The sequence below is a fragment of the Lyngbya aestuarii BL J genome (genome assembly GCF_000478195.2).
Classification (GTDB): Bacteria; Cyanobacteriota; Cyanobacteriia; order Cyanobacteriales; family Microcoleaceae; genus Capilliphycus; species Capilliphycus aestuarii.
Genome location: NZ_AUZM01000009.1, coordinates 17,847 through 42,155, shown reverse-complemented (window position 1 = coordinate 42,155; position 24,309 = coordinate 17,847). Strand labels below are relative to the sequence as shown.

Below are 24,309 nucleotides of genomic sequence, written 5' to 3'. Positions count from 1 at the left end.
TCTGTTGATGACTTTATTTAAACAAGGAAAAATAATGGATCAGAGGAAAAGTGTATAAACTTTTAATTGTCTCATCGGGATGTACTAGGGGACAACTCATGGGAGGAAGTTAGTCTACACTCTCGTTTAGAGCCTCAGATTTATAAATATTTATAAAAGAGGCTCATTGAGAGCCATAAATTTGGAGTATGATATCTAAGATTTTTAACTTTTTAAAAAGTTGAGCAAAAAAGGGGTATTAATTATGTCAAGTCGATCCGATTTTGATTATTATTTTGCTTGTGGAAGTAGAGAACGGGTTTCAATCAATTCTCAACCCGGGATTTTATTGATTGGGGGAGCAGAAGGGAACAAATCAGGTGAACATGAAGCGAGTCAATGGTTTTTAGAAAGAGCAAAAGGGGGGAAATACTTAGTGCTTCGGGTTGGTAAAATAGGGAGTCAAGCTGACTGGATTTGTCGTCATTATCGAGATTGGATTCATTCGGCGGCTGAACTTTCGATTAATAGTCGGGAAGCAGCAAATGACTCAGAAGTTGTCGAATACATTAAAGAAGCCGATGCTCTGTTCATAGCCGGGGGAGATCAAAATAAATATAAAGAATATTGGGAAGGAACCGAAACCGAGAACGCTCTTAATTATTTGATTAATGAAAAGAAAATTCCCGTCGCGGGTACGAGTGCTGGAATGGCTATTCTAGGAGACTATTATTATGCTCCTGAACATCAGGGGGTGATCAGTTCAGAAATTCTCAATGATCCTTTTCACTATAATACTCAAAGTATTCATCGAAGTAACTTTATTCAAGTTCCTTATCTAAAACGGGTGATTACTGATACTCATTTGGATCGGATTAATTCGGTTAATCCTGAAACGAGATATGGAAGATTATTAGGCTTACTCGCCAAGGTGATTTATGAGGATAACAGTCAACTCGATCATTATGCTATTGGCGTAGAAGAAGGAGCTTTTTTGGCAATTGATGAAAAAGGCATTGCTAAAGTTTTTGGAAATGGAACACATATTGGACAAGATGCTTACTTTTTACAAACAAATGGAGGTTTACCGGAACAAATGGAACCGGGCTGGCCAATGATTTGGAATAACTCAGGAAAGGCTGTAAAAGTTTATCGAATTTCTGGTGATCCAGAAGGAAGTGGTTCTTTTGATTTGAATGATTGGTCTACTGCTAGCGGTGGACATTGGGAATATTGGTACACAATCGGTGGGAAGTCTGGATTAAGAAAAGAACTGTTCTAATTCCGCAGATTAAGTGGCTATAGCAATCCTAAATGATGCGTGAAAAATCTATAAACAGATAAAAAGTCTGAAATGATTTTACCTCTTGGCTTTTACAAGCAAATATTCTACACAACCGCAATCGGATTGCTATATGACTCATCTATCGAATAAATCCCAAAATAACCTCTATAAAGAAAGTTTTTATTTAGAATTCAAAAAAACGGCTCAATAGTTAAAGGAAAATTAATTTAATTTTAAGGCTGAATTCTGAGATTTAAGATAGAGATTTTTGATCAAACTGTAAACAGCTATCAACAAAAACTTATTCAATTTATTTAAAGAAGAGTTATGATTTGGCAACCGCCAAACTTGTGATCGATACAGGTTCTATAACTTGGGTATAAACTTCGTTTTGAACGGAAGGAAATGCTTTAGAATAATCTCAGACTTACTCTACTGATCACTATTGGTTTGTTGGTTTCTCCAAATTTGTGGAGCAACTCCATGATGCTTACGAAACTGTCGAGAAAAGTGACAAGAGCTTTGATAGCCAATCCTGCGAGCAATTTGTTCTACAGTATAGCTGGTTTCTTGGAGTAGAGAACGTGCGGCTTTCATTCGTCGCTCAATAATCCAGCGATTCACTGTTTTTCCAGTTAAAGATCCCACTTGGCTGGTTAAATAAGCCGGTGAATAGCCTGCATACTCAGCGACTTCAGCTAAGGTAATGGATCGCCAATAGTTGGCTTCAATAAAGTTAAAGACCTTGTTAAGTGATTCTTCAAAAGGACAATTAAAAGCTGTTGTTTCTTCTAAGTTAACCTCTTCTGAGTCCTCGACTTTTTGTGATTCACTGCTAGTTGGAGTATTACTAAATTTCAGAGCATACCCCTCCTCTAAAATAGAGCGCTTTTTAATCTGTGAGACGACCGCTTCGATTAGATCTTGAATTTTAAAAGGCTTTGTTATGTAGTCATCTGCACCAAGCACCATCGCCTGCCTAATATTATCTTTCTCCCATTTACCCGTCACAAAAATAAATGGAATAATTGCAGTTTCAGGACATTCTCGCAGAGAGTTTAAAACACCATAACCATCTAGTTCTGGCATAATGATGTCGCAGATAATGACTTCAGGCAAATATTTACGAGCAAGCTCAAGCCCAATCACACCATTTTCTGCTTCAATGGGACAAAATCCTTCAGCTTCCAAACTATTAACAAATAGCTGTCGAGCATGATATTCGTCTTCAACAATTAAAACCTTTGCAGAAGATACACTTTTAGAAGATGCACTTATTTTTGCTGGGATGGTTGTCATGGGTTCAGGTAAGTTACTTAATAATAACAGCAGTCTATTCGACTTATTTTTAGTCAAAAAAAGACAGATGTTTGCACCTGAAAGTATGGGCTTAATTCTGTCAAAGGCCATTCAAATTAAGCGGCTTTCAGTTGAATAGATTAATAATTGTTGGTTTCTGAAGTAATTTACTTCAAAACTATCGATCAAAATCAATCCTTAATTATTGTAACGCTTTACCCATAAATTAGTCAACGCTAGAAAAAATAATCACAATTGTGTATAGTAGCCAGAGTTAAGAACAGCTTAAGATATAGGCGAACATAGATTTGGATTTAAGATTTACTGAATTTATGATTTGATCACCAAAAAAATTCAAATATTTAATTTTATTTTAACAAACTAGGAGTGACAAAAGTTTCTGAAATGGTGAGGGTTATTACCCCTTATATTCAGATCAATTCTATAACGTTTCTCAGATCCATGAGGTACAGATTTGTCCTCTTACCTTTTGCAAGAGCGCCTAAGATTGCAAAGTTGCTCTATACCCGAACTTCCTTCAACGCGGGGAACCCGCGCAACGGAGTTCGCGCTCTACGCAGGCGTGACCGCGATCGCCGCACTTTGCGCTTTTGCCTATGGCCTAAAGCATAAAGTTTTGTACCTCACAAGGCGCGAGAACTGCTATAGTATTCTTTTCAAGCCTATATATATGTGTCAAGAATTCAGTTAACAATTCTGTCTACTGGTCTAGACCATTGTATAGATTCTTGTTCACAATCAACCTCAAGCGGTTCAACTTTGGAGGCCGCCAAAAATACACTCAGGCTTTCGATCATATGATCAGTCTCTTGTCGGGAGTGAGGCATTACCGTCTGAAAAGTTTGATGAGCAGTTTCAAAAGCACTTTTGAGACATTCGAGATCATGACAGCTTGCAGCAGAAGCAAGTTGAGCATAAGTTGTAGACAATCGCTGTAAAATGCTACGACTCTGCTCGGAACCGATCATAATTTCTAGAGAAAGAGAACTACTTTGGGCAAAAAAACGACTAACCGTCGCGATCGCCAACCGATACAGAGGACTAGACAACTCCAAACTCCGAGCAACATCAACATCCTCAGTCGCCAAAAACACCCCCAACCCAAACGTCATAAAGTGACGAATCCCCTGAACCGTCGCCATCATTCGATCATGCTCGTCAGCCTCACTGGTTCTCAGCTTACCACCATTGCGTTCAATCAACTTCAACAGCCAATCAAAAGCGCTCACCTTTCGACCCGGACAAACCACAACATTCTGAGATAAAAAAGAACGAGTCCCCGGGCCAAACATCGGATGTAGTCCCATTACCGGGCCAGAATGATGAGTCAGCATTGCCTCCAAAATGGGTGCTTTAATACTAATAATGTCCGTCAAAGCTGTCGTCTGTCTGAGGTAAGGTACCGCCTTTTCAATCACACTCACCGCCTGATCAGTCGGTACACAAACCATCACCAGATCAGCATTTCCCAAAAACACCTCGGCATCTTGCCAATCATCGCGACCCATAATCCGCACCCGATGTCCAGCATCAATTAGTTGATCGGCAAAAAACAGACCCATCTTACCCGTACCGCCAATCAGCGTCACCCGTTTAGGCGAATCCGTTTTAGGGAAATCCGTTGAAGACGTTAACTCATCAGACTGAGTAATTGTAGCTGCGGCTGCCGCACTGGTTAATAAACTCCGCCAAACAAACTCCGGTACACCCGCACGCGCTAACTCCGTTTTGAGCGTTGTAGAATCAATCTCATCGGTTGAGTCAGCCATTGCCGCGATCCGTTCTCCGAGCAACTTGACAAGCTGACGGTCAATTTCTGCTAACTTTGCCGTAGATTTTGAACAAAACACAATTCTGTCCTCATCGCTAAGTTGAAATATACTCCAGGGAATATAAAAAAGAGAGTTGGGAAAAGTGTTCAGTCAATAGGAAGTATTCAGCAAAGATTTTAGTTTTCAGTTCTCACTTTTTTTAGAGAATTCTGACCTGGTAAACTCCTGAACTTCTATCAGCTAATCACAATCTCCCAACTCCTAAAGTCCTAAACTTGTAAACTCCTAAACTCCTCAAAGCCCAATTAAACCAGAGCCGGAACTCGTTGAGGCAGAAGTTCAGCGGCCAACGCATCAAACTGATTTGGGGTCATAGATTGCGGCCCATCAGAGAGTGCTTTCGCCGGATTGGGATGAACCTCAATCATCAACGCATCGGTACCTGCCGCCACCGAAGCTTTCGCCATCGGAGGAACAAACTCAGACTTACCCGTACCATGACTGGGGTCAATCATAATCGGCAAATGAGTCAGAGTTCGCAACACGGGAATAACCGATAAATCAAGAGTATTGCGGGTATATTGGCGATCAAAAGTCCGAATCCCCCGTTCACACAAAATTACATTTGGGTTGCCCTCCGACAACACATATTCAGCCGCCATCAGCCAATCTTTCACCGTCGCCGAAATCCCCCGCTTCAATAATACGGGCTTATCTTGAGCGCCCACTTTTTTAAGTAAAGCGAAGTTTTGCATATTGCGGGCGCCCACTTGCAGCACATCCGCAACCTCAGCAACCGCCTCTAAATCTGCCGTATCCATGACTTCGGTAATAATGCCCAACCCAGTGGCAGAACGAGCCGCATCCAGCATCTCTAAAGCACTTTCACCGTGACCTTGGAAAGAATAGGGAGAAGTCCTGGGTTTATAAGCGCCTCCCCGCAAAAACTTAGCACCTGCGGCTTTCACCCGTTTGGCGGTTTCGACAATCATTTCTTCATTTTCCACCGAACAAGGCCCGGCCACAATCACCAACGGATGATTTTTACCAAAATCAACATCACCATTGGGTGTAGACACTTTTACCGTACTGGCTTGCCCATGACGAAACCCTAGACTTGCCCGTTTAAAAGGTTCTTCAATGCGTAAAACCTGTTCAATCCAGGGATTCATATTTTGGATTTGGTCTTTATGAAGCAAAGCCGTTTCACCAATCAAACCCAAAACGGTTTTATGCTGACCGACACTTTTTTCAACTTTAACGTTCCACTGTTCAGACAGGGCTTCGCTAATGATTTCAACTTCAGAACTGGGGATACCGGGTTTGAGAATAACGATCATAATTTACTCCTGTTTGTGATTTGTGATTTGTACTTGTTTGCTAGTCGTTTTGTGGTCAATCAAACGGTCAACTTTCCTGTAAAAATTGACTGAGTTCTTCTAACTTTTTCCAAGCTTGTCCGCTCGCTAAAATCTCTTTAGCGGTAGCCACACCTTTTGAGATGCTTTCGGCGTAGGACACAGATTCACCCACATAAAGCGCCATCGCCGCATTTAGGGCTACCACATCCTGTTGGGCTTGTGTACCTTTGCCTTGCAATACTGCTTTGAGAATCTCAGCATTCGTATTGACATCGCCGCCCTTGAGGGCTGCTGTCGGGACAGTAGCAATGCCAGAATCAGTCGGGGAAATAACAGTAAGATTGACCGTGTGTTCGCTGTTCGCGCCGTTTGGGGTTTTGCTGACAAAAGCGGCATCGGTGAGATCAGCCAAACCCACTTCGTCGAGTCCTTCGCGTCCGTGAACCACAACCGCCCGACGGATATTAAGCTGAGTCAAAGCCAGGGCAACCGTCTCAACCAAAGACGAGTCATAAACCCCGATCACCTGTCCGGTGGGTTGCATCGGGTTCAAGAGCGGGCCGAGTAAGTTAAAAACCGTGCGAACTTTTAGAGTTTTACGCAGAGGCATAATCGCCTTAAACGCCGGATGCCAACCGGGGGCGTATAAAAAGGTAATGCCTACTTCACGGGCCGCCGCTTCTACTCGTTCGGGACTAGCCGATAGGTTTAAACCCAACGCTTCTAAGACATCAGCAGACCCCGCTTTACTCGAACTGGAGCGGTTGCCATGTTTTGCGACTTTTACCCCGGCTGCTGCGGCAACAAAAGCCACTGCTGTGGAAATATTAAACGTAGATGCACCATCACCGCCCGTGCCACAGGTGTCAATCATCGGCAAAGTATCGGTCGGGGAATTCGACTTAAGCGCTTGTTGGCGCAGAACTTTCACCATACCGACTAACTCACTGGCCGAAACCCCTTTCGACTGAATGGCGGCTAATATTGCCCCAGAGATGACGGGGGGAATTTCCTCAGTTAGCCAGCCCCGCATGAGAACAGATGCCTGTTCAACCGAGAGGGACTGCCGATCTAATAGCTGAGTCAGTAACTCCGGCCAGTTGTATTGTGTTGGGGCAGATGGCACCTCCTGCGACGAGGGGAGGTTTGTTTTGGGATAAATTAATGTTGTCATGGGATTTTACCGTGATCAGTGTTTACTGTTTACCGTGATCGAGGGCTTGAATGACTGTCTGCACGTCTTTGTCACCCCGTCCAGAACAGTTGAGAACAATGCGGGGACTGCCTGTTAAACTCGGACAAAGAGTGTCTAAATAGGCGATCGCGTGAGCCGTTTCTAATGCTGGAATAATCCCTTCTAGAGACGACAGCATTTGAAAACCTTCTAACGCCTGCTCGTCGGTGACGTTATAATATTCGGCGCGACCGAGATCTTTGAGGTAGCTGTGTTCCGGGCCAACGCCAGGATAATCGAGTCCGGCGCTGATCGAATGAGCCTCAACAATTTGACCTTCGGTGTCTTGCAGTAGGTAGCTCATCGCACCGTGCAGAACCCCAATTTGGCCTTTAGTTAAGGTGGCGGCGTGTTTATCAGTTTCGACGCCAACACCTGCGGCTTCAACGCCGATCATCCGAACGTTGGTATCGTCAACAAATTCGTTAAATAAACCGATCGCGTTCGATCCGCCACCGACGCAAGCCATTAAAATATCGGGTAAACCGCCCCATTTTTCCAAGCATTGAGCGCGAGTCTCTTGACCAATAACCGCATGAAAATCTCGGACAATCATCGGATAGGGGTGCGGGCCTGCCGCCGAACCGAGAATATAATGGGTTGTTTCTACGTTCGTTACCCAGTCGCGAATAGCTTCCGATGTGGCATCTTTGAGAGTACCCGTTCCCGCTTCCACCGGACGAACTTCCGCCCCCAACAACCGCATCCGAAACACATTCAAAGATTGCCGTTCGATATCGTGTACGCCCATATAAATCACGCACTCCAAACCAAACCGAGCGCAAACTGTAGCCGTGGCGACGCCATGTTGACCCGCTCCGGTTTCGGCAATAATGCGCTGTTTACCCATACATTTGGCAAGCAACACTTGACCAAGAGCATTATTAATTTTGTGGGCGCCGGTATGGTTGAGGTCTTCCCTCTTCAGATAGATTTGCGGCCCGGTACCGTCAGCTTTGGCATAACGTTCGGACAGGCGCTCGGCAAAATAGAGCGGACTGGGACGACCCACATAATCTTTCAACAAACCGTCTAATTCTCGGTTAAAATCCGGGTCATCAATATAGCGATGAAACTCTGTTTCTAACTCAGCCAGGGCAGGCATCAACGTTTCGGGGACATATTTACCCCCAAACCGTCCGAACCGTCCGAGTGCGTCGGGTCGTTGATTTTTGCTGTTAGAAACCGTTGGACGTTCATTCAAACTAACCATTGTCAAAAAATCCTTTTTTTCTAGGTGTTAGGTGTTAGGAGTCAGGAGTCAGGAGTCAGGAGGTGGGGAGGTGGGGTTCCGGGGGAGGTGGGGAGATCTTACCTGTTCCCTGTTCCCTGTTCCCTGTTCCCTGTTCCCTGTTCCCTTTTAACTGGAAACTGCTGCTTTGAGATCTTGCGCTAGCTGTTCGATCTCTTTGAGTCCTTGTGCGGGTGAATTTTCAGCCAAACGCCTTACAAAAGCACTACCAACAATCACCGCATTGGCGCCCCACTGGGCAATTTGTTGGGCTTGTTTCGGTTCGGAAATGCCAAAACCAACGCCAATAGGTTTATCTGTGCTGTTTTTCAGGTCAGCAATTAACGTTTGAACCCGTGACTGAACCTGCGATCGCACTCCTGTAACCCCAGTCACGCTCACCAGATAAATGAATCCTTGCGACTTCTCGGCAATCGCCTGGATGCGCTCTGAGCGGCTTGTCGGAGCCACCAAAAGAATAATTTCAATCCCCACCTCGGCGGCAATATCAAGCAGCGTTTGAGCTTCTTCTAGGGGCAAATCAGGAACAACTAGCCCTTTGACTCCGGCATCGGCAAACCGAGTTAAAACCGCCCGAATCCCCCGATAAAGGATGGGATTGTAATAAGAAAATAAAATCAACGGGGCTTTCAGAGTCGGAACCACATCGGAGACAACCTCTAACACTTGGTCAAATGTCACCCCTCTTGCTAAAGCGCGAGTTGCTGCGGCTTGAATCACCGGGCCATCGGCTAACGGATCGGAGTAAGGAATACCCAACTCAATCAGGTCAGCACCGCTGCGGTCGAGGATTTGTAAGGCTTTTGTCGTTGTTTCGAGGTCGGGATCGCCTGCGGTAATAAACGGAATTAATGCACATTCACCCCGCCCTTTTAACGTTTGGAAACATTCAGAAATGCTTTGAGTCTTGGTTTTCATCTTTGTAGTTCTAATTGTTTAGGAATAATCGCTCGCACGGCTTGAGTAATATCGGTTTGCTGCACTAAAGATTCACCGACTAACACGGCATTTGCGCCCGCAAGATGTACCCGAATCAGATCGTCGGATGTCTTCAACCCCGACTCGCTGACGACAACAATATTTTTCGCGGTTAGTTCTTCACCTCGGGCTTTTAATAACTGTTCAGTTATCGCCAAATCAACGGTAAAATTTTCTAAATTACGGTTGTTAATGCCAACTAAACGAATACTTTTGCCTGTTTCAGGAAGTGCTAACACCCGATCTAACTCAGTTAAAGAATGAACTTCGACTAGAGAATCCATTCCCAAGCGATCAGCTAATATTGAGAACGCACTCAAGTCAGCATCACTCAACACCGCAGCAATTAACAGCACCGCATCCGCACCGGCTGATCGCGCCATCAACACTTGGCAGGGGTCGATGATAAACTCTTTGCAGAGCAGAGGAAGCGATACACTGTCTCTAACCCGTTGTAAGTTCTCAAAACTCCCTTGAAAAAAGGTTTCATCCGTGAGAACCGACAAACAAGCGGCGCCCCCTCGTTCGTAAGCTTGGGCAATTTTCACGGGATCAAAATCGGGGCAGATAATACCTTTGCTGGGGCTAGCCTTTTTCACTTCAGCAATTAGTGCCGGAGATCCTTGCTTTAAAGCTTTGGCAAAATCTCTCCCTTTGCTAAAAGCAGAAGAAGGCTTTAACAATGTTTCATAATCAGAACCCGATTCTAAAGATGACATCGCCTGCTTCATTTGCAAGACTTCATCTTCTTTTTGCCAAATAATCTTTTCGAGAATATTGTCTGGAATTGAGTGTTGGGGCGCAATCTCATAACCCGTATTTAGTTCTGTCAAACGACGAATCTTCATAAGTCTACTTGTTCTAATTTCCCGGTATCGATTTGAGGTCAAAAAACTGAGCATTGACCCCAAAAACCTCAGCGAACAAATGCCTCAACAAAGCTGTTTTCAACTTCTTCTTGGGAATTCTCGACTTGAGTAGTCTCGCCATCAGCCGATATTGAACCATAAGCATCAACCACATTTTGAATCATCTTCAAACCTGCACTACCTGTCATCGTCATCAGTGACTCGGGATGAAACTGAACCGCAGTGATCGGCAGATCTCGATGTTCAATCGCCATAATCACCTGATCGGAGGAAAATGCTGTTACCTTGAGTTCAGCAGGCATTGCTTTGGTTAAGGCGTGGAGTGAGTGGTATCGTCCCGCCTCAAAGCTTGAAGGCAGTTCTTTAAACAGAACCGAATCTGAATCTACAACTGTAATTTGCGAAGAAATACCGTGCTGCGGATAGTCTAAAACCCCCAAGGTACCGCCAAAGGCTTCGACAATACCCTGTAACCCTAAACAGACTCCAAACAGAGGAATATGGCGCTCAACACAAGCATTCACCATATTGCTCACGCCGAAGTCGGCAGGACACCCAGGCCCAGGCGAAAGTACAACCAGATTGGGTTGCTCTTGATCTAGAACTTCTAGGGGAAAGCCGTGACGTCGGGTGACGACTTCAGCACCGCAGTAACGAATATAGTTTGCTAATGTATGAACAAAAGAGTCTTCATAATCAACAATCAATACTTTGGGGCGGCGACGCTGGGTTGTCTGAGCGGGGGATATCAACTCGCTAGGACTGAGTTTATCGCGCTGAGTTTGTTTTAGAGCTTGCAGCATTGCAGCCGCTTTGGTGAGCGTTTCTTTGGCTTCTGCTTCTGGGACTGAGCTATGAAGTACCGTTGCTCCGACGCGCACTTCTGCAACTGAGTCTTTGAGGCGAATGGTTCTCAAGACTAAGCCTGTATTGAGGTTGCCATTAAAGTTGAAATAACCCACCGCTCCCCCATACCAACGACGGGCGCTGCGTTCATGCTGTTCAATAAAAGCGATCGCCGCTCGTTTGGGCGCCCCAGTTACGGTTACAGCCCAGGTATGGGTTAAAAAGGCATCTAGGGCGTCGTATTGGTCTTCTAAAACCCCTTCAACGTGGTCAACGGTATGGATTAAATGGCTGTACATTTCGACCTGACGACGACCAATGACCTGAACTGATCCGGGTTTACACACTCGGGATTTGTCATTGCGATCAACATCTGTACACATGGTCAACTCGGTTTCATCTTTGAGCGAGTTCAGTAAATGTCGAATTTGAGTGGCATCTTCGATCGCATCATCACCACGTTCAATGGTGCCACTAATTGGGCAGGTTTCCACCCGTCGCCCGTCTACTCGCACAAACATTTCTGGGGAAGCCCCGATCAAATATTCTCCACCCAGGTTGAAGATAAACCCGTAAGGACTGGGGTTGATCGTTTGTAGGGTATGGAACAGTTCACAAGGATTGGTTTCACAACTCTCAAAAAAGCTTTGAGAAGGCACCACCTCAAACAAATCTCCTCTGCGGAAATAATCAAAGGCGGTTTTTACTAAGTCAGCATATTCACCCTCTGCATGGTCAGCAACTTGAGTTAAGGGCTGACGTTTTCCGCGATAATCAATCACCTCGCCCGTTCGAGGCAGTCCGTCAGTTGAATTGTTGGCGGTTTTAAAGTCGTACTGAAGTTGAAAGGCTTGTTGGAGGTAGTAGTCTACGACAATCAATTCATCCGGCAAATATAGCACTAAATCTTGCTGATCGTCGGGACGCTTGATTTTTTGAGGGATTGGCTCAAACTGAAAGACTAAATCGTAGCCTAGCGCTCCGTAGAGTCCTAAATGTTCATCTTCATCGCTTTTAAATGTATTCGTAATGGCTCTAATAACTGAGAATGCAGAGGGCTGTTGGCTTCTTTCTTCTTCGGAGAACAATCGATGGGCTGGTGCGACTGTTCCTGTTATTTTTTGACGATTATGCTGAATATTTTTGAGATCAGTACAGTCATACAAAGCGCTCGAAATTTGTTTGATTAAAATTTCTCCACGTTCATTGAGTGCTGTGATGGTAAAACAATGATCTCGTGTTGCTATTTCCAGAGGTGGATTGACAAATCCAATCGCCCATCGTCTGTAGCGTCCTGGATATTCATAGCTGCTGGTCAATAATCCACCCCGTACAGTATCCAACTTCGGTAAAATCCGATCCAGAGCGGTCTCCATTGGCAGAAGTTCGACCTGTCGAAATATTTCGATACCACCATCTGTTAGATATTGTTGGGGCTTGTAGGTCATTATTTGAAAATCTCCATGATTTAGCGATAGGTATCCGTGAAATTACGGGTTACTGTTCTAGAGCTTAAAGAACTTGCTAGAGAAAGTTCAATGATATTTTTTCGGGATGCTGTTACATTTCTTTAGATTTTCTCAGAAATCATCATTTATACTGTGTTAAACCTGAAATATCAGCAAATAGACTGATTAACAAAACTCTATCTTAGGATAGAGTAATTAAAATCAGAAAAGCGCTGAGAGGCAAAAGTTAAAAAGAGTTTATAAAGATATAGCGCTACTTGAATCGGGAACAGGGAACAGCGCTTGCCTTGCGGCCCGGCGGTTTCCGGCGAGACTTAGTTTGCAATCTTAGGGAACAGGGAACAGTAGACTGTGAAAGGGTTTTAGGATCTAGAAATGTCCTAACTTAAATGCGTAGTGCTATAAAATCCAGGCTGTTGAGAGTGCAATTCCGCCCTGCTACTGTATTGCCAGAGCTAACTTAGAGCCGATTAAGAGATTGAATAGAACTGATAAAAATCTAAAGAATTGATACCTCGTCCGAAATAATGTGCATAGCGATGTCCTTAAAAATGTCTTTATGATGTGTGTCAGATACAGCCAGCTACAAAAAATTTAAAGCTAAAAGTCTAGCAAGAATAGTACGCAACAATGATCAAGAAATCGCCTGAATCTACGACCATAATCACTCAAGAGAAACATACAAAAACCGCTCATAAACAGTCTGTAAGAGAGTCTGCCAATGGTTCCCATGACACATTAACCAACAGCCCATCAGCAGTAAAAAAAGAAACCTCAGTCTCTCAAGCAATCGTCAAGCTATTGGAAGATTTGGGGGTTGTATGGGCTTTTGGCGTTTCTGGCGGTGCAATGGCAACACAATGGGATGCTTTATCTAACAGCCGTCAAATCCAAGTGATTCACTGTCGTCACGAATCGGGTGCCGCCTTTGCCGCTCTCGAAGCGTCTCTCGTCAGCAACAGTCCCGTTGTCGTCTTTTCAACAGCCGGCCCTGGGATTACAAATACATTAACCGGACTCTTTGCCGCCCGAGGCGAAGGAGCCAAAGTCATTCACCTGTCGGCCTGTACATCAACATCACAGCGAGAGCGTTGGGCAATTCAAGAAACCAGCCCTCGAACACTGCCAACAGATGGATTATTTAGCTCTGGAGCATTGTATAACTACGCAACTATCGTTGATTGTCCCGAGCAACTTCCTCAAATTGCTAGACGACTCACACAGGGAGTCTCTCAGCCTGGAGGCTTTACCGCTCATCTCAGCACTCCGACAGGGGTACAATCATTGCCGATGCCCAAAGAGTTGCCCAGAGCCACTGTCACAGAGAACAAAATCGCAGCCACCGATTCTGTCATTTCTCACTGTGTTCAACTTCTCTCTGAAGGCCCCTTTGCGATTTGGGTTGGTTATGGCGCTCGTTTAGCCACTCAAGAAGTGATGCAGCTTGCTGAGGTCACAGGTGCCGCTGTCATGTGTTCACCCCGAGCAAAAGGACTCTTTCGAGAAGACCATCCTCAGTTTGTCGGTGTTACAGGCTTAGGCGGTCACAGTTCAGTGTTGAACTATTTAAACACGGTGAAGCCATTAAGAACGTTGGTACTGGGAACTCGTATGGGTGAACCGACCTCATTTTGGAGTACCGACTTGGTACCGAGTCGAGGATTTATTCAAGTCGATATTGACCCGAGTGTGATTGGAGTCAGCTATCCAACGGTTCCAACCTATCCAGTTCAGGCTGATATCGGTACGTTTCTGCGACAACTATTACCCTATCTGTCGCACTATCCTCGCTCAATCGTTAATTTACCGAATCCTGAACGTGAACCGATTGCAGAGGCGACCAGTACCCTCGTGCGTCCCGAGATTTTGATGGAGACGATTCAAAAAGTTATCGTTGAAGGCAGTAACGCAGTCGTACTAGCAGAGTCAGGTAATTCATTTACTTGGTCTACTCACCTATTACGCTTTTCTGAGTCAAATCGTTATCGGGTTAGTACAGGTGTGGGTTCGATGGGTCATGCCACAACAGGGGTTTTGGGTGCGGCTCTCGGTCAAGGTCATAAAGCCGTTGCGATTGTTGGTGACGGTTCGATGTTGATGAACAGTGAAGTCAGCACCGCCGTCAAATACCAAATCCCTGCGGTTTGGATTGTGCTGAACGATGCCCGCTACAATATGTGCTACCAAGGTATGGCAATGCTGGGACTCAAAGCCGATGCACTCATGCCTCAGACTGATTTCACCATGATTGCTCAGGGGATGGGTGCCGAAAGTATTCAGGTCTTGGAAGAATCACAGCTTGAAAGCGCTCTACAAAAAGCGATGGCTGCCAATGGGCCGATTGTGGTTGATGTCAAAATTGATCCTTCTCGCCACGCCCCCTCGAAAGGACGCACCAAAAGTTTAGCAAATCGTTCAACGGAGAAAGCAGAGCCAAAACCTGAATCTATTGGCTATCCGTTAGATGAGGCTACCTCAACCAATGGTTCATCAAAAGAGCAAGTCTCTTTTCCGATGACTTAAACAGAATTTTAGGGAACAGCCAATTGGCAAAAGGCAAATTGACTTGATTTGTCTTTCCATCTCCCTACTCTCAACTTTTATTCCTTTTACTCAAGCATAAATAAACCACAATGAAACTATTTGAAACAACAGCCACAGCCGGCCATGAACAGGTTTTATTCTGCAACGACCAAGCCTCTGGATTAAAAGCAATTATTGCGATTCACGACAGCCGACTTGGTGCTGCTATGGGGGCAACTCGTCTCTGGCCCTACGAAAGTGAAGTTGCTGCCTTAACCGATGCTCTGCGTCTCAGCCGAGGCATGACCTACAAAGCCGCCTGTGCCAATATTCCGATGGGTGGCGGTAAAGCGGTAATTATCGCCAAGCCTGAGCAAAAAACCTGCGAATTGTTACAGGCTTATGGTCGATTCATTGAGCGCCTGAATGGTCGATTTATCACGGGTCAAGATATTAATTTAACGCCGCAAGATGTTCGGCAAATTAACCGGGAGACGAAGTATGTTGTCGGTACCCAAGAAAAATCGGGTGGGCCTGCTCCGGTGACAGCGATTGGTGTTTTACTCGGAATGAAAGCTGCCGCAAAATACCGTTTTGGTTCTGATAATCTTAAAGGGTTAAAGGTGGCTGTTCAAGGTTTGGGTAATGTCGGACAGCATCTTTGCGATTGGCTACACCAAAATGAAGTTAAGCTGTTTGTTAGTGATATTAATCAAGCTAAAGTCTCTAAAGTTGCTCGGTTATATGGGGCGACTGCGGTTGAACCTGAGCAGGTTTATGGACTTGATGTTGATATTTTTGCGCCTTGTGCGATGGGAGCTATTCTCAATACTCAAACAATTTCTCAGATGAAAGCGTCTATCATTGCAGGTTCGGCGAATAACCAGCTTTTAGATGAACAAGTGCATGGCGAAATGCTGACGGATCAAAACATTTTGTATTGTCCGGATTATGTGATTAATGCGGGGGGGCTAATTAATGTCTATCACGAGTTGATTGGCTACCAAGAGAAAAAAGCAATTAGTCATGTTCATAGTATTTACGATACTTTGCTCGAACTTTTCAAGAAAGCTGAAACGACCGGAATGACGACTCATAAAGCTTCTATGCAGCTTGCTGAAGAACGTATTACCCAGGCTGAACAAGCTCAAATGTTGGTGAGTGCATAACCTCAACGAATAGAAATACGGAAAAACTACACCCGAAAATTTTTACCAGAGGAAAAAATGGAACAGAATACCTTTGCTACGTCTGCTTATATTGCGACAGATACCGATACTGCGTTTGACTATCTTTGTAGTCTGAAAAATTTAGATGACTGGACGCTATTTAGTCGGATGATCGAACAAGTTGATGAAGATACTTGGCTGGGAACGGCTTCCGGTTATCAACATAATTTGTACTATCATGTCAAAAAAATTGACAATGGTTTTTTTAAGGGGATTGAGTGGCATTGTGGGATTAAATACCAAGAGTATTTTCAGGTTTACCCGGTGATGCTGTTTCCGCCTGAATATATTGAGCCAGGAACCGATGAGTCGGGGGTTTATTTTCACTGGTTAAGTTTTGTCGATCCGAAACGACGAGTGCCGATGATTATGCAGGGGATTGAAACAGTTCATACTTCTGAATGTCGTTCGCTCAAGGCGATTTTAGAGCGCAATGCTGGACGAACTGAAGCGGCTGTCGGTCGTTATAAAATTGTTACTGATACTATCTTTGTGGATGCGCCAATAGAGATGGGATATGAGTATCTCAGCGATCTGCGAACGATGGATGAATGGGCGCATTTGCTCAGACCTCAAGGAGAAATTGGCTCGAATTCGGGTGAGTTTTTAGATGAGTATAATCAAAAGGTGAAGGTGGAGTTGCGATCGCACACGCTGAGTAAATACTATCTGATTGAGCAGGATTTTTATTATCCTGATTACAACTTTACTCAACGCAGCCCTTCTATTATTATCCCTTGTTCTTATGCGTTTGCTGATCCCGATGCTGAAGGCTTTATTCAACATCGGATCACGTTCTGGCCTCTAGACAAACCCCTACGTCACGGTAAGCTGCAAATTCAAGACTTTGGGGCTGAGAGTATGAATATCAAACGGTTCTTGGAAGCGAAAGCAGGTAACTTAGAGAGCTTCGCCCAAGGGATGAGTTATCAGCCCAAAGCACTAGCGTCAGTTTAGAGAAGATTCTCTCTGCTCGCTGAAGATTTATAAATTGAATGAATTCAGTTCCTCGGTTTTTATGACTAAACAGGCTTTGTCTTTTTAGTTCGATCAAAAACTGAGGAATTTGTCTGTCTAATTTTTGGAAGATTTCATATCATACTTTGTTGAAATTGATCATGATTTTTTTAACGATTTTTATTATCTTTTTTTAGGATAGACTCTCAGTATAAACTCCCTTGTATGGATCTATTTTTTTTATCTGTCTCCGTAAATTTTCGTAAGAAAAGTCAAATCTTTACGAAAAAAATGACACCTTTTGACCTCTTTTACTGTGTTAGCTTATCTAAAGTTATCTGGGTGTCAGAGAAGAAAACCAAGTCTGACAGGGAGTTTAGACTGGTTTAGAGCTGGAAGATAGACAGACTTCATTGCAATAAAGAGTTTGAGAAATGAGGGGTATAGAGTAAATTTTTTACTCTGCCGGATCAGTATGGCTCCAAAGCTTTCATCCTGATTAGTTCAGACTTTTATTTCTATTTTGTACCAAGTTTAGAGGACTGATCATGGATCGGTCACTCGATGGCTATCAACGGCATTTTCTATTTTCTTCTGATCGGTTACAAGCTACGACTATTTATTTCACGGGAACAATGAAACTTAAGCAAATTGGTTATACACTTCTAACTATTACCACCGTATTCGCTTCGGCAACTCCTGCTAAAGCAGCAAATTTCACAACAGTTGCTAGCGGACTCAACAATCCAAGCGGAATTACTTTTGGCCCTGACGGTAGCCTATATGTCGGAGAAACAGGTACAGGCGGCGACGGAAACTGTCAGCCTTCTCCAAGTGCTGCTTTTGCCAATATTTGTGCGGGTCAGACGGGATCACTGACAAAAGTAGATCTAATCAGTGGCACTCAGACAAGAGTGATTGATAACTTTGACTCCTTGGCACTTCAGCCGACTTTAGAGCAAGGTGCAGGCCCCCAAGAGATTGCCTTTGACTTCTTGGGTAATGCTTACCTCGTTAGTGGCTATGCTGGATATCCAGGCAACCGAGATCTCGGTCTGTTTGAACTCAGTCAAGATGCCTCACTTCCCCCAGAACAAGACTTTATTGCCCCGCCGACCGAAGATCCCAACGACCTTTTAAATGTATCTAACCTGGGTAAACTGTTTAAAGTCGATTTAGCCACTCAAGAATTCACCGAACTGTTTGACTTTGCCCAATACGAACAGTTGAACAACCTTGACGGGGGCGACTACATTAGTAACCCCTTTGCGATCGCCATTCAAGAAGATTCAGCTTTTGTAGTTGATGCAGGTGCTAACGTCATCTACAATATCGGTCTGGCTGATGGCGAACTGCGGAATGCTTTTGCCGCCCCAACTCAGTTAGTTGAAAACGTAGAATTTCCTCCTGCTTCTCCTTTTGAACCGCCTCAAAATTCGGGTGAAGATAACCCAGTTTTAGGGGGCGACCCGAGCCAACTTCCCCCCGAGGGCGAAGAACCTGAACAGCCATCTTTTGAAATTCCAGAAGGCCCGTTAGACTTGCAGTCGGTACCGACCGGAATCACAATTGGGCCTGATGGTGCAGCTTATTATGCTGAATTGACGGGTTATCCCTATCCTGAAGGCGAAGCCCGAGTTCTCCGGATTAACCCCGAAACTGGAGAACCGGAAGTTTTTGCAGAGGGTTTCACCCAAATTACAGATTTAACCTTTGATGCGGATGGCAACCTGTTAGTGCTGCAATTTGCCGATGAAGCCCAGTGGAAAAACAGTGTCGAAGGAAGCTTAAAAGATTTGCCCGGTTCAGTGGTCAAAGTCACGCCGGATGGTAAACGCACGACAATCGCTCAAGAAGGCATCTTCTCAGCAACAGGGATTCAAGTTGGCCCCGATGGTGGCATCTATGTTGCTAATAATGGTATCGGTACCAATGGTTCTGTGATCCGGTTTGACGATGTTGAGTCTGTCCCTGAACCCGGTACTATTTTGGGTCTATTGTTCTTTGGCGGTGCCAGCATTTTCGGTTTAAAAGGCAAGCGAGACGGACTGAAAAAAGCGGATTAGAAGCAGTTAGGGTGTGATTTTTAATTGCATCCTGTCGCAATTTCTAGCCCGATCTGACCGTCTCGACTTTACCTCCGCAGATGAATATCAACCACTCGGTTTGCTCTTTAGCAGTTACCTGTTTATTCTTTTCAATTACTAACACCGCTCAAGCGGCAACATTTACTCGCTTTGCTGAGGGTCTTCAAAACGCCAGAGGACTCACTTTCGGCCCCGATGGTGAACTCTACGTTGCTGAAGCGGGAATTGGGGGAGGATCGACTTCATCAAGTTCTATCCCCTCGCCAAATATACCTGGTCTTGACCTGTATTTGGGCAATACGGGTGCCGTCAGTAAAGTTTCCCCTGATGGCACTGTTACACCTGTGCTAACGGGCTTGAGTTCTCTGGCTTTGGCAGATGGCAGCAACGCTGTCGGCCCACAAGATATCGGATTTGATGCGTTTGGTACGCCCTACGTCCTGTATGGATCGGTGGGCGATCCGGCTCGGCGTGATCAAACGTTGATCCGATCTCTTAGCGGGTAATCCTTATTTGGAAAGCGATGTTTTAGACACCTCGGAGTTGGGCAGTCTCTACCAAGCCAATTTTGTCACAGGTCAATTGACTCAATTGGCTGATTTGGCACGGTATGAACTGGAAAATAACCCCACTGGGGGCGATATTGACAGCAACCCCAATAGCCTCGCGATCGACGGCGATACAGTCTATATTACCGACTCGGGTGCTAATAATTTGTTTGCCTACAGTCGGAGAGAAAACCAGCTTCAACTCAATGCCATCTTTGACCCGGAAATAGTTGCTCTTGAGAGTCTGGAGTTTCCCCAGGGGTTAGGGCCGCCCCCTGCCGCACCGAACGATCCTACTCAGGCGCCGGAAACGGAAGAACCCCTCTTTCCTCTCCAATACGTGCCGACAGGCGTTGCGGTCGGTGGTGATGGCAATCTTTATGTTGCTGAGTTTGGAGGGTTTCCGTTCCCGCAAGGGAAGTCAGAAATTACTCAAATTGATGCCAACGGTCAACAAACAACATTTGCTAACGGTTTGACTCAGCTAACTGATATTGCTTTTGCGCCCACTGGCAAGGCTTACGCCACGGTTTTGGCAACTGAATCTTTGGCATTCGGGGGCGATCGCGGAAAAGTCGTCGAGATTGATACCGATGGCAAAGTGACCACCATTTTAGACGGGAACCAGGTAGATGGGGTTGAGTTGTTAGTAAATCTCACCGTCGGAACAGATGGCTTGGTTTATGTTGCGGGTCGAGGTAATGGCCCGAACTCAACAATTTTCCAAATCGATCCCGAAGGGGAAGCTGTTGATATCCCCGAACCCAATTCAGCCTATGGCGTTTTAGTTTGGGGTCTTCTGGGAACGCTTTCTTTTGCTTTCAAGACGGCTCGAAAACAGGCAAACTTTACACCGTGACAAAAGACAATTGACCGATAAGCAACTAGCATCCATTGTCAATTTAACTTAAGGACTTATTATGAAGCTCAAAAAATTCTCAGTCGGCGCCAGCCTCACACCCCTACTAGCGGGATCGTTGATCTCTTTGGGTGCGATCGCAACTGAAGTTAAGGCTGTTACTCTCGAATTTGATCGCCAAATTGGTGAACCTGGCTTTGCACCCGGTCAATTATTTGTGCCTCAAGGCGTCTCGGTTCAAGATAGTACGGGCAATATTTATGTCGGCAATGGTCGCGGACGAAACCCCGACGGGACGACAAACTTTGAAGTGGGTAACGAAGTTTCTATCTTTACTCCCGAGGGTGAATATATTGGTGCAGTTGGATCTGGCGGTACCGGCCCGGGCGAGTTTGATGAACCTGGAGCATTGGAGTTTAGCCCGAAAACGGGTAATCTCTATGTGGGTGATGTTTTTAACCTCCGAGTGAATGTTTACGATCCTGAAGGGAACTATATTCAAACTATTGCTGATGGTGAATTTGGCGGACTGATTGAAGGTCGCGCTTTCTTTGGCCCTTCTGGGATTACCTTCGATGCCGACAATAATGTTTATGTTGGCGACTTTAGTAACGATCGCATTCTGAAAATTAACGGATCGGGCGAAATTATTGACACCATCGGCACTCCGGGAACTGAACCTGGACAGTTTCAAGGCCCTGCGGGTATCCGCATTTCTTCGGTTAGTGGCAATATCTACGTCGCTGATCAGTTTAATAACCGGGTTCAGGTGTTAGACCCAGACGGAAATCCCCTTCTAGCGTTTGGTATGCAAGGAACAGAACCGGGTCAGTTCTTACAACCAATTGGCTTGGAAATCGATGAGGAAGAAAATATTTATGTTGCTGACTCTATCAATAGCCGTGTACAGGTTTTTGATAAAGAAGGTAATTTGTTAACGGTGTATGGAGAACCCGCCCGTACCCCAGATGGGGAAATTATCCCTCCGCCTCCCCCTGATGGTTCTACTGGGCCTTTTGGACCCGAACTCGACCTGCGACCCGGTGCATTTAACTGGACGGGTGGCACGGGACTCAATGATGATAAACTCTATGTGGGAGATTTCTTCCAAGGTCGTGTACAGGTACTCAGCATTAATTATGACGATGCGGAAAAAGTACCTGAACCCATGTCAGTCTTAGCTTTGGGAGGGGTTGGTTTGATGGCAACGAAGATCCTCAAAAAGCGTAGAATAACTCGTTAATGGTCTTATTTGTACAGAGGTGTTTGACAGATACAACTTAATCAAGCTGTTATTCAGGCACTTCTGTATAAATGCCAAGCCCGATCAAAGTTGGGACTCACCCTCAATCCGCTTGATTGTGTGGGCTTTTGAGCAATTTATTTGTTGTTCAAATAAACTTTGTTTATAATAGCGTAGGCACATAGCATCTCTAGCTAGCATCTAAAAAAACTGTTAATATCTATATTAAGTCTGGGGAAGTCAAAACTAATTGTCCAACTGTACAAACAGGGCAGGGTTTAACAGTTTAAAAACTAAATCATTTAATAATCGCCGAAGGCTATTTGGAGATTAAAACTTGATATTAAGAAAAGCGTAAGACGACTGTTAAAAGCAGTATTTTGTCAAGTGCAAATGTTCAAAAATATCTTTTTACCTAAGAATATTCTCGTCTTTTTAGGTAGGTAAAACTGTCAAAATTAAGTAAAAAAACAGCTTGATGTTTATTCATTGAAGTTAAAAATTTTGTACATTAAAACACCTTGAAATAAAGCTGTTAAGTTTTGTACAATAGACAATAAGATGAACAGCGATCAATAAATTTAGCGACATGGTTCTTGCATCTATCAATCAATCAACTCAGTTAAATCGGACGATCAATCTAATCTTTGAGTGGCTCTCAAATCAACTCGATAACGAACAGCTTGCTTGGCTAACCCAAAAGCAGTCTGAACTGTTAAAGGGAGCAACCCAGAGATCATTTTTCATCGCATTCAGCTTAGTTCCTCGTCGTTTAGGTAAAGCAAATTCGGTGTTAGCTGATGAAGATTTAAAAGCAGCAACAGAAATTTGCCCGGGTTGGCATCCTCAACACTGGCGAGTTGACGGGCTGGCTCGAACATTGTTCGTTTTATCCTTAATTCAAGGCAACTCCGAAGACTATCAAAGCATTCTTGATCAGCTTTTTTCTGCTGCTGATATTGATGAGTTAGTCGCCCTTTATCAAACGTTGCCGCTACTTCCCTCACCGGAAAAATACCAAGATCGTGCAGCCGAAGGGATACGCACAAATATGTCAGTTGTCTTCAATGCAGTGGCACTTCATAACCCCTATCCGGCGAATTATCTTTCCGAACTTGCCTGGAACCAAATGGTTTTGAAAGCGATTTTTATCGATAGTCCCTTGCACAAAATTATCGGTCTAGACACTCGGACTAACCCCAATTTATCCCAAATGCTGCTCGACTACGCCCACGAACGTTGGGCCGCCGATCGCAGTGTTACCCCCGAACTTTGGCGGGCGATGGGGGCTTTCACGACTGACAGCATGACGGAAGATTTGGAGAGAGTGCTAGATCACCCCGATCCGATGCAACAACAAGCAGGTGCTTTAGCCTGTATGAGTTCCCATTCGGAAAAAATCAAGTCGTTGCTAGAGTCTCGCCCTAAAATGCTGAGTAAGAAACCCCAGACTTGGGAAACTTGGACATTACATCATCTGTATTCTAATAACACGAATACAGCCAACTAGAAACAGATACCGACATCTACATTTTTATCACTATGGAATCTACCAATCTCATGTTTATCGATCCGCATATTCACATGACTGCACGGACAACCTATGATTATCTCGTGATGCGAGAGTATGGTATTGTTGCCGTGATTGAACCTTCTTTTTGGTTGGGTCAACCTCGCACAAACCCCGGCAGTTTCAAAGATTATTTTAGCAGTCTTGTGGGTTGGGAACGGTTTAGAGCGTCTCAGTTTGGCATTGCTCATTATTGTACGATTGGTTTGAACCCAAAAGAAGCTAATAACTCGGCTGTTGCTGAACTTGTAATGGATTTATTGCCGATATTTGCCTGTAAAGAAGGTGTTGTTGCCATTGGTGAAATTGGCTACGATGACATGACAGAAACCGAAGATAAATACTTTCAAGATCAACTTGCTTTAGCCAAAGAACTCGATATGTTGGTACTGATTCATACACCGCACCGCAACAAAAAAGCGGGTACAAGTCGCAGTATGGATCGCTGTATTGAACATGGTCTTGATCCGTCTCAAGTGATTATCGATCATAACAACGAAGAAACCGTTGAAGAAGTTCTAGAGCGAGGATTTTGGGCTGCATTTACGATTTACCCAATGACGAAAATGGGTAATGCTCGGATGGTAGAAGTTGTTAAAAAATACGGTACTGATCGCATTATTGTTGATAGTAGTGCTGATTGGGGATTAAGTGATCCGTTAGCCGTACCAAAAACCGCTCAATTGATGCTTGATGAAGGCATTTCTGAGACAGATGTGCGAACAGTTTGTTATCAAAATGCACTCAAAGCTTACAGTCAAAGCGGTCAATTTAAAGAAAGCGATTGGTTAACACCTAAACCTGTTGATCATACAGCACAGTTTGATGGTAATAGCGTATTGCGAGGGCAAAATCCAGATGCAAAAACCCTGCGTGATTCGGTTGTGATTCAGTAGAGACAGATTGAATCGTCATCAATTGTAGAGGC

The 24,309-nt window shown here is 44.6% G+C and carries 18 protein-coding genes; 10 read left to right on the top strand and 8 right to left on the bottom strand.

What is annotated here, in order from left to right:
- Nucleotides 1–244 precede the first annotated feature (244 nt).
- On the top strand, nucleotides 245–1,261 hold the full coding sequence (locus M595_RS05920; protein ID WP_023065158.1) for a cyanophycinase: 1,017 nt from the start codon (nucleotides 245–247) through the stop codon (nucleotides 1,259–1,261).
- Nucleotides 1,262–1,696: 435 nt separating this feature from the next.
- On the opposite strand, the gene M595_RS05915 is transcribed toward M595_RS05920, so the two are convergent.
- The 8 genes from M595_RS05915 to M595_RS05880 all read right to left on the bottom strand — a co-directional run bounded on the left by M595_RS05915 (nucleotide 1,697) and on the right by M595_RS05880 (nucleotide 12,344).
- Nucleotides 1,697–2,563 carry a response regulator gene (locus M595_RS05915; protein WP_023065185.1) on the bottom strand — a complete coding sequence of 289 codons (867 nt, stop codon included), beginning with the start codon at nucleotides 2,561–2,563 and terminating at the stop codon, nucleotides 1,697–1,699.
- A gap of 704 nt (nucleotides 2,564–3,267) precedes the next feature.
- Nucleotides 3,268–4,434 carry a prephenate dehydrogenase/arogenate dehydrogenase family protein gene (locus tag M595_RS05910; RefSeq protein WP_023065156.1) on the bottom strand — a complete coding sequence of 389 codons (1,167 nt, stop codon included), beginning with the start codon at nucleotides 4,432–4,434 and terminating at the stop codon, nucleotides 3,268–3,270.
- 227 nt (nucleotides 4,435–4,661) lie between these two features.
- Nucleotides 4,662–5,696, bottom strand: coding sequence for a 3-deoxy-7-phosphoheptulonate synthase (gene aroF, locus M595_RS05905; RefSeq protein WP_023065181.1), 1,035 nt, complete (start codon nucleotides 5,694–5,696; stop codon nucleotides 4,662–4,664).
- A 67-nt stretch (nucleotides 5,697–5,763) separates the two neighbouring features.
- Complete coding sequence (gene trpD, locus M595_RS05900; RefSeq protein ID WP_040483653.1) at nucleotides 5,764–6,891, bottom strand: anthranilate phosphoribosyltransferase; 1,128 nt, start codon at nucleotides 6,889–6,891, stop codon at nucleotides 5,764–5,766.
- A 22-nt stretch (nucleotides 6,892–6,913) separates the two neighbouring features.
- Nucleotides 6,914–8,164, bottom strand: a complete 1,251-nt coding sequence (gene trpB, locus M595_RS05895) for a tryptophan synthase subunit beta (RefSeq protein WP_040483652.1) — start codon at nucleotides 8,162–8,164, stop codon at nucleotides 6,914–6,916.
- Nucleotides 8,165–8,311: 147 nt separating this feature from the next.
- Complete coding sequence (gene trpA, locus M595_RS05890; RefSeq protein WP_023065253.1) at nucleotides 8,312–9,121, bottom strand: tryptophan synthase subunit alpha; 810 nt, start codon at nucleotides 9,119–9,121, stop codon at nucleotides 8,312–8,314.
- On the bottom strand, nucleotides 9,118–10,029 hold the full coding sequence (gene trpC, locus M595_RS05885; protein ID WP_023065196.1) for an indole-3-glycerol phosphate synthase TrpC: 912 nt from the start codon (nucleotides 10,027–10,029) through the stop codon (nucleotides 9,118–9,120). The genes trpA and trpC overlap by 4 nt, the downstream gene beginning before the upstream one ends.
- A 68-nt stretch (nucleotides 10,030–10,097) precedes the next feature.
- The gene (locus M595_RS05880; protein ID WP_023065221.1) at nucleotides 10,098–12,344 is read right to left on the bottom strand and encodes an anthranilate synthase; all 2,247 of its coding nucleotides are present in this window, start codon (nucleotides 12,342–12,344) and stop codon (nucleotides 10,098–10,100) included.
- A gap of 651 nt (nucleotides 12,345–12,995) precedes the next feature.
- Here M595_RS05880 and scyA point away from each other — a divergent pair.
- The 9 genes from scyA (at nucleotide 12,996) to M595_RS05835 (ending at nucleotide 24,277) form a co-directional block, all read left to right on the top strand.
- On the top strand, nucleotides 12,996–14,888 hold the full coding sequence (scyA, locus tag M595_RS05875) for a scytonemin biosynthesis protein ScyA (protein ID WP_040483651.1): 1,893 nt from the start codon (nucleotides 12,996–12,998) through the stop codon (nucleotides 14,886–14,888).
- A gap of 110 nt (nucleotides 14,889–14,998) precedes the next feature.
- The gene (scyB, locus tag M595_RS05870; RefSeq protein ID WP_023065257.1) at nucleotides 14,999–16,057 is read left to right on the top strand and encodes a tryptophan dehydrogenase ScyB; all 1,059 of its coding nucleotides are present in this window, start codon (nucleotides 14,999–15,001) and stop codon (nucleotides 16,055–16,057) included.
- Between the two features lie 57 nt (nucleotides 16,058–16,114).
- The gene (gene scyC / locus M595_RS05865; RefSeq protein ID WP_023065154.1) at nucleotides 16,115–17,074 is read left to right on the top strand and encodes a scytonemin biosynthesis cyclase/decarboxylase ScyC; all 960 of its coding nucleotides are present in this window, start codon (nucleotides 16,115–16,117) and stop codon (nucleotides 17,072–17,074) included.
- 548 nt (nucleotides 17,075–17,622) lie between these two features.
- Nucleotides 17,623–19,140 (top strand): ScyD/ScyE family protein, encoded by a 1,518-nt coding sequence (locus M595_RS05860; protein ID WP_023065175.1) that lies wholly within the window; start codon nucleotides 17,623–17,625, stop codon nucleotides 19,138–19,140.
- A gap of 80 nt (nucleotides 19,141–19,220) precedes the next feature.
- Nucleotides 19,221–19,667, top strand: coding sequence for a ScyD/ScyE family protein (locus M595_RS05855; protein ID WP_023065210.1), 447 nt, complete (start codon nucleotides 19,221–19,223; stop codon nucleotides 19,665–19,667).
- 7 nt (nucleotides 19,668–19,674) lie between these two features.
- Entirely contained in the window at nucleotides 19,675–20,568 is an 894-nt protein-coding gene (locus M595_RS05850) for a ScyD/ScyE family protein (RefSeq protein WP_023065194.1), read from the top strand.
- Between the two features lie 61 nt (nucleotides 20,569–20,629).
- Complete coding sequence (gene scyF / locus M595_RS05845) at nucleotides 20,630–21,811, top strand: scytonemin biosynthesis PEP-CTERM protein ScyF (protein ID WP_023065191.1); 1,182 nt, start codon at nucleotides 20,630–20,632, stop codon at nucleotides 21,809–21,811.
- 589 nt (nucleotides 21,812–22,400) lie between these two features.
- The gene (locus tag M595_RS05840) at nucleotides 22,401–23,321 is read left to right on the top strand and encodes an EboA family metabolite traffic protein (RefSeq protein ID WP_023065248.1); all 921 of its coding nucleotides are present in this window, start codon (nucleotides 22,401–22,403) and stop codon (nucleotides 23,319–23,321) included.
- Between the two features lie 32 nt (nucleotides 23,322–23,353).
- Nucleotides 23,354–24,277, top strand: a complete 924-nt coding sequence (locus M595_RS05835) for a TatD family hydrolase (RefSeq protein ID WP_040483650.1) — start codon at nucleotides 23,354–23,356, stop codon at nucleotides 24,275–24,277.
- Nucleotides 24,278–24,309 lie beyond the last annotated feature (32 nt).

Bases quoted from the DNA above. Each gene is read 5' to 3' on its own strand.
- M595_RS05920 (WP_023065158.1), top strand. From the start codon at position 245: ATGTCAAGTCGATCCGATTTTGATTATTATTTTGCTTGTGGAAGTAGA.
- M595_RS05915 (WP_023065185.1), bottom strand. From the start codon at position 2,563: ATGACAACCATCCCAGCAAAAATAAGTGCATCTTCTAAAAGTGTATCT.
- aroF (WP_023065181.1), bottom strand. From the start codon at position 5,696: ATGATCGTTATTCTCAAACCCGGTATCCCCAGTTCTGAAGTTGAAATC.
- trpD (WP_040483653.1), bottom strand. From the start codon at position 6,891: ATGACAACATTAATTTATCCCAAAACAAACCTCCCCTCGTCGCAGGAG.
- trpB (WP_040483652.1), bottom strand. From the start codon at position 8,164: ATGGTTAGTTTGAATGAACGTCCAACGGTTTCTAACAGCAAAAATCAA.
- trpA (WP_023065253.1), bottom strand. From the start codon at position 9,121: ATGAAAACCAAGACTCAAAGCATTTCTGAATGTTTCCAAACGTTAAAA.
- trpC (WP_023065196.1), bottom strand. From the start codon at position 10,029: ATGAAGATTCGTCGTTTGACAGAACTAAATACGGGTTATGAGATTGCG.
- M595_RS05880 (WP_023065221.1), bottom strand. From the start codon at position 12,344: ATGACCTACAAGCCCCAACAATATCTAACAGATGGTGGTATCGAAATA.
- scyA (WP_040483651.1), top strand. From the start codon at position 12,996: ATGATCAAGAAATCGCCTGAATCTACGACCATAATCACTCAAGAGAAA.
- scyB (WP_023065257.1), top strand. From the start codon at position 14,999: ATGAAACTATTTGAAACAACAGCCACAGCCGGCCATGAACAGGTTTTA.
- scyC (WP_023065154.1), top strand. From the start codon at position 16,115: ATGGAACAGAATACCTTTGCTACGTCTGCTTATATTGCGACAGATACC.
- M595_RS05860 (WP_023065175.1), top strand. From the start codon at position 17,623: ATGGATCGGTCACTCGATGGCTATCAACGGCATTTTCTATTTTCTTCT.
- M595_RS05855 (WP_023065210.1), top strand. From the start codon at position 19,221: ATGAATATCAACCACTCGGTTTGCTCTTTAGCAGTTACCTGTTTATTC.
- scyF (WP_023065191.1), top strand. From the start codon at position 20,630: ATGAAGCTCAAAAAATTCTCAGTCGGCGCCAGCCTCACACCCCTACTA.
- M595_RS05840 (WP_023065248.1), top strand. From the start codon at position 22,401: ATGGTTCTTGCATCTATCAATCAATCAACTCAGTTAAATCGGACGATC.
- M595_RS05835 (WP_040483650.1), top strand. From the start codon at position 23,354: ATGGAATCTACCAATCTCATGTTTATCGATCCGCATATTCACATGACT.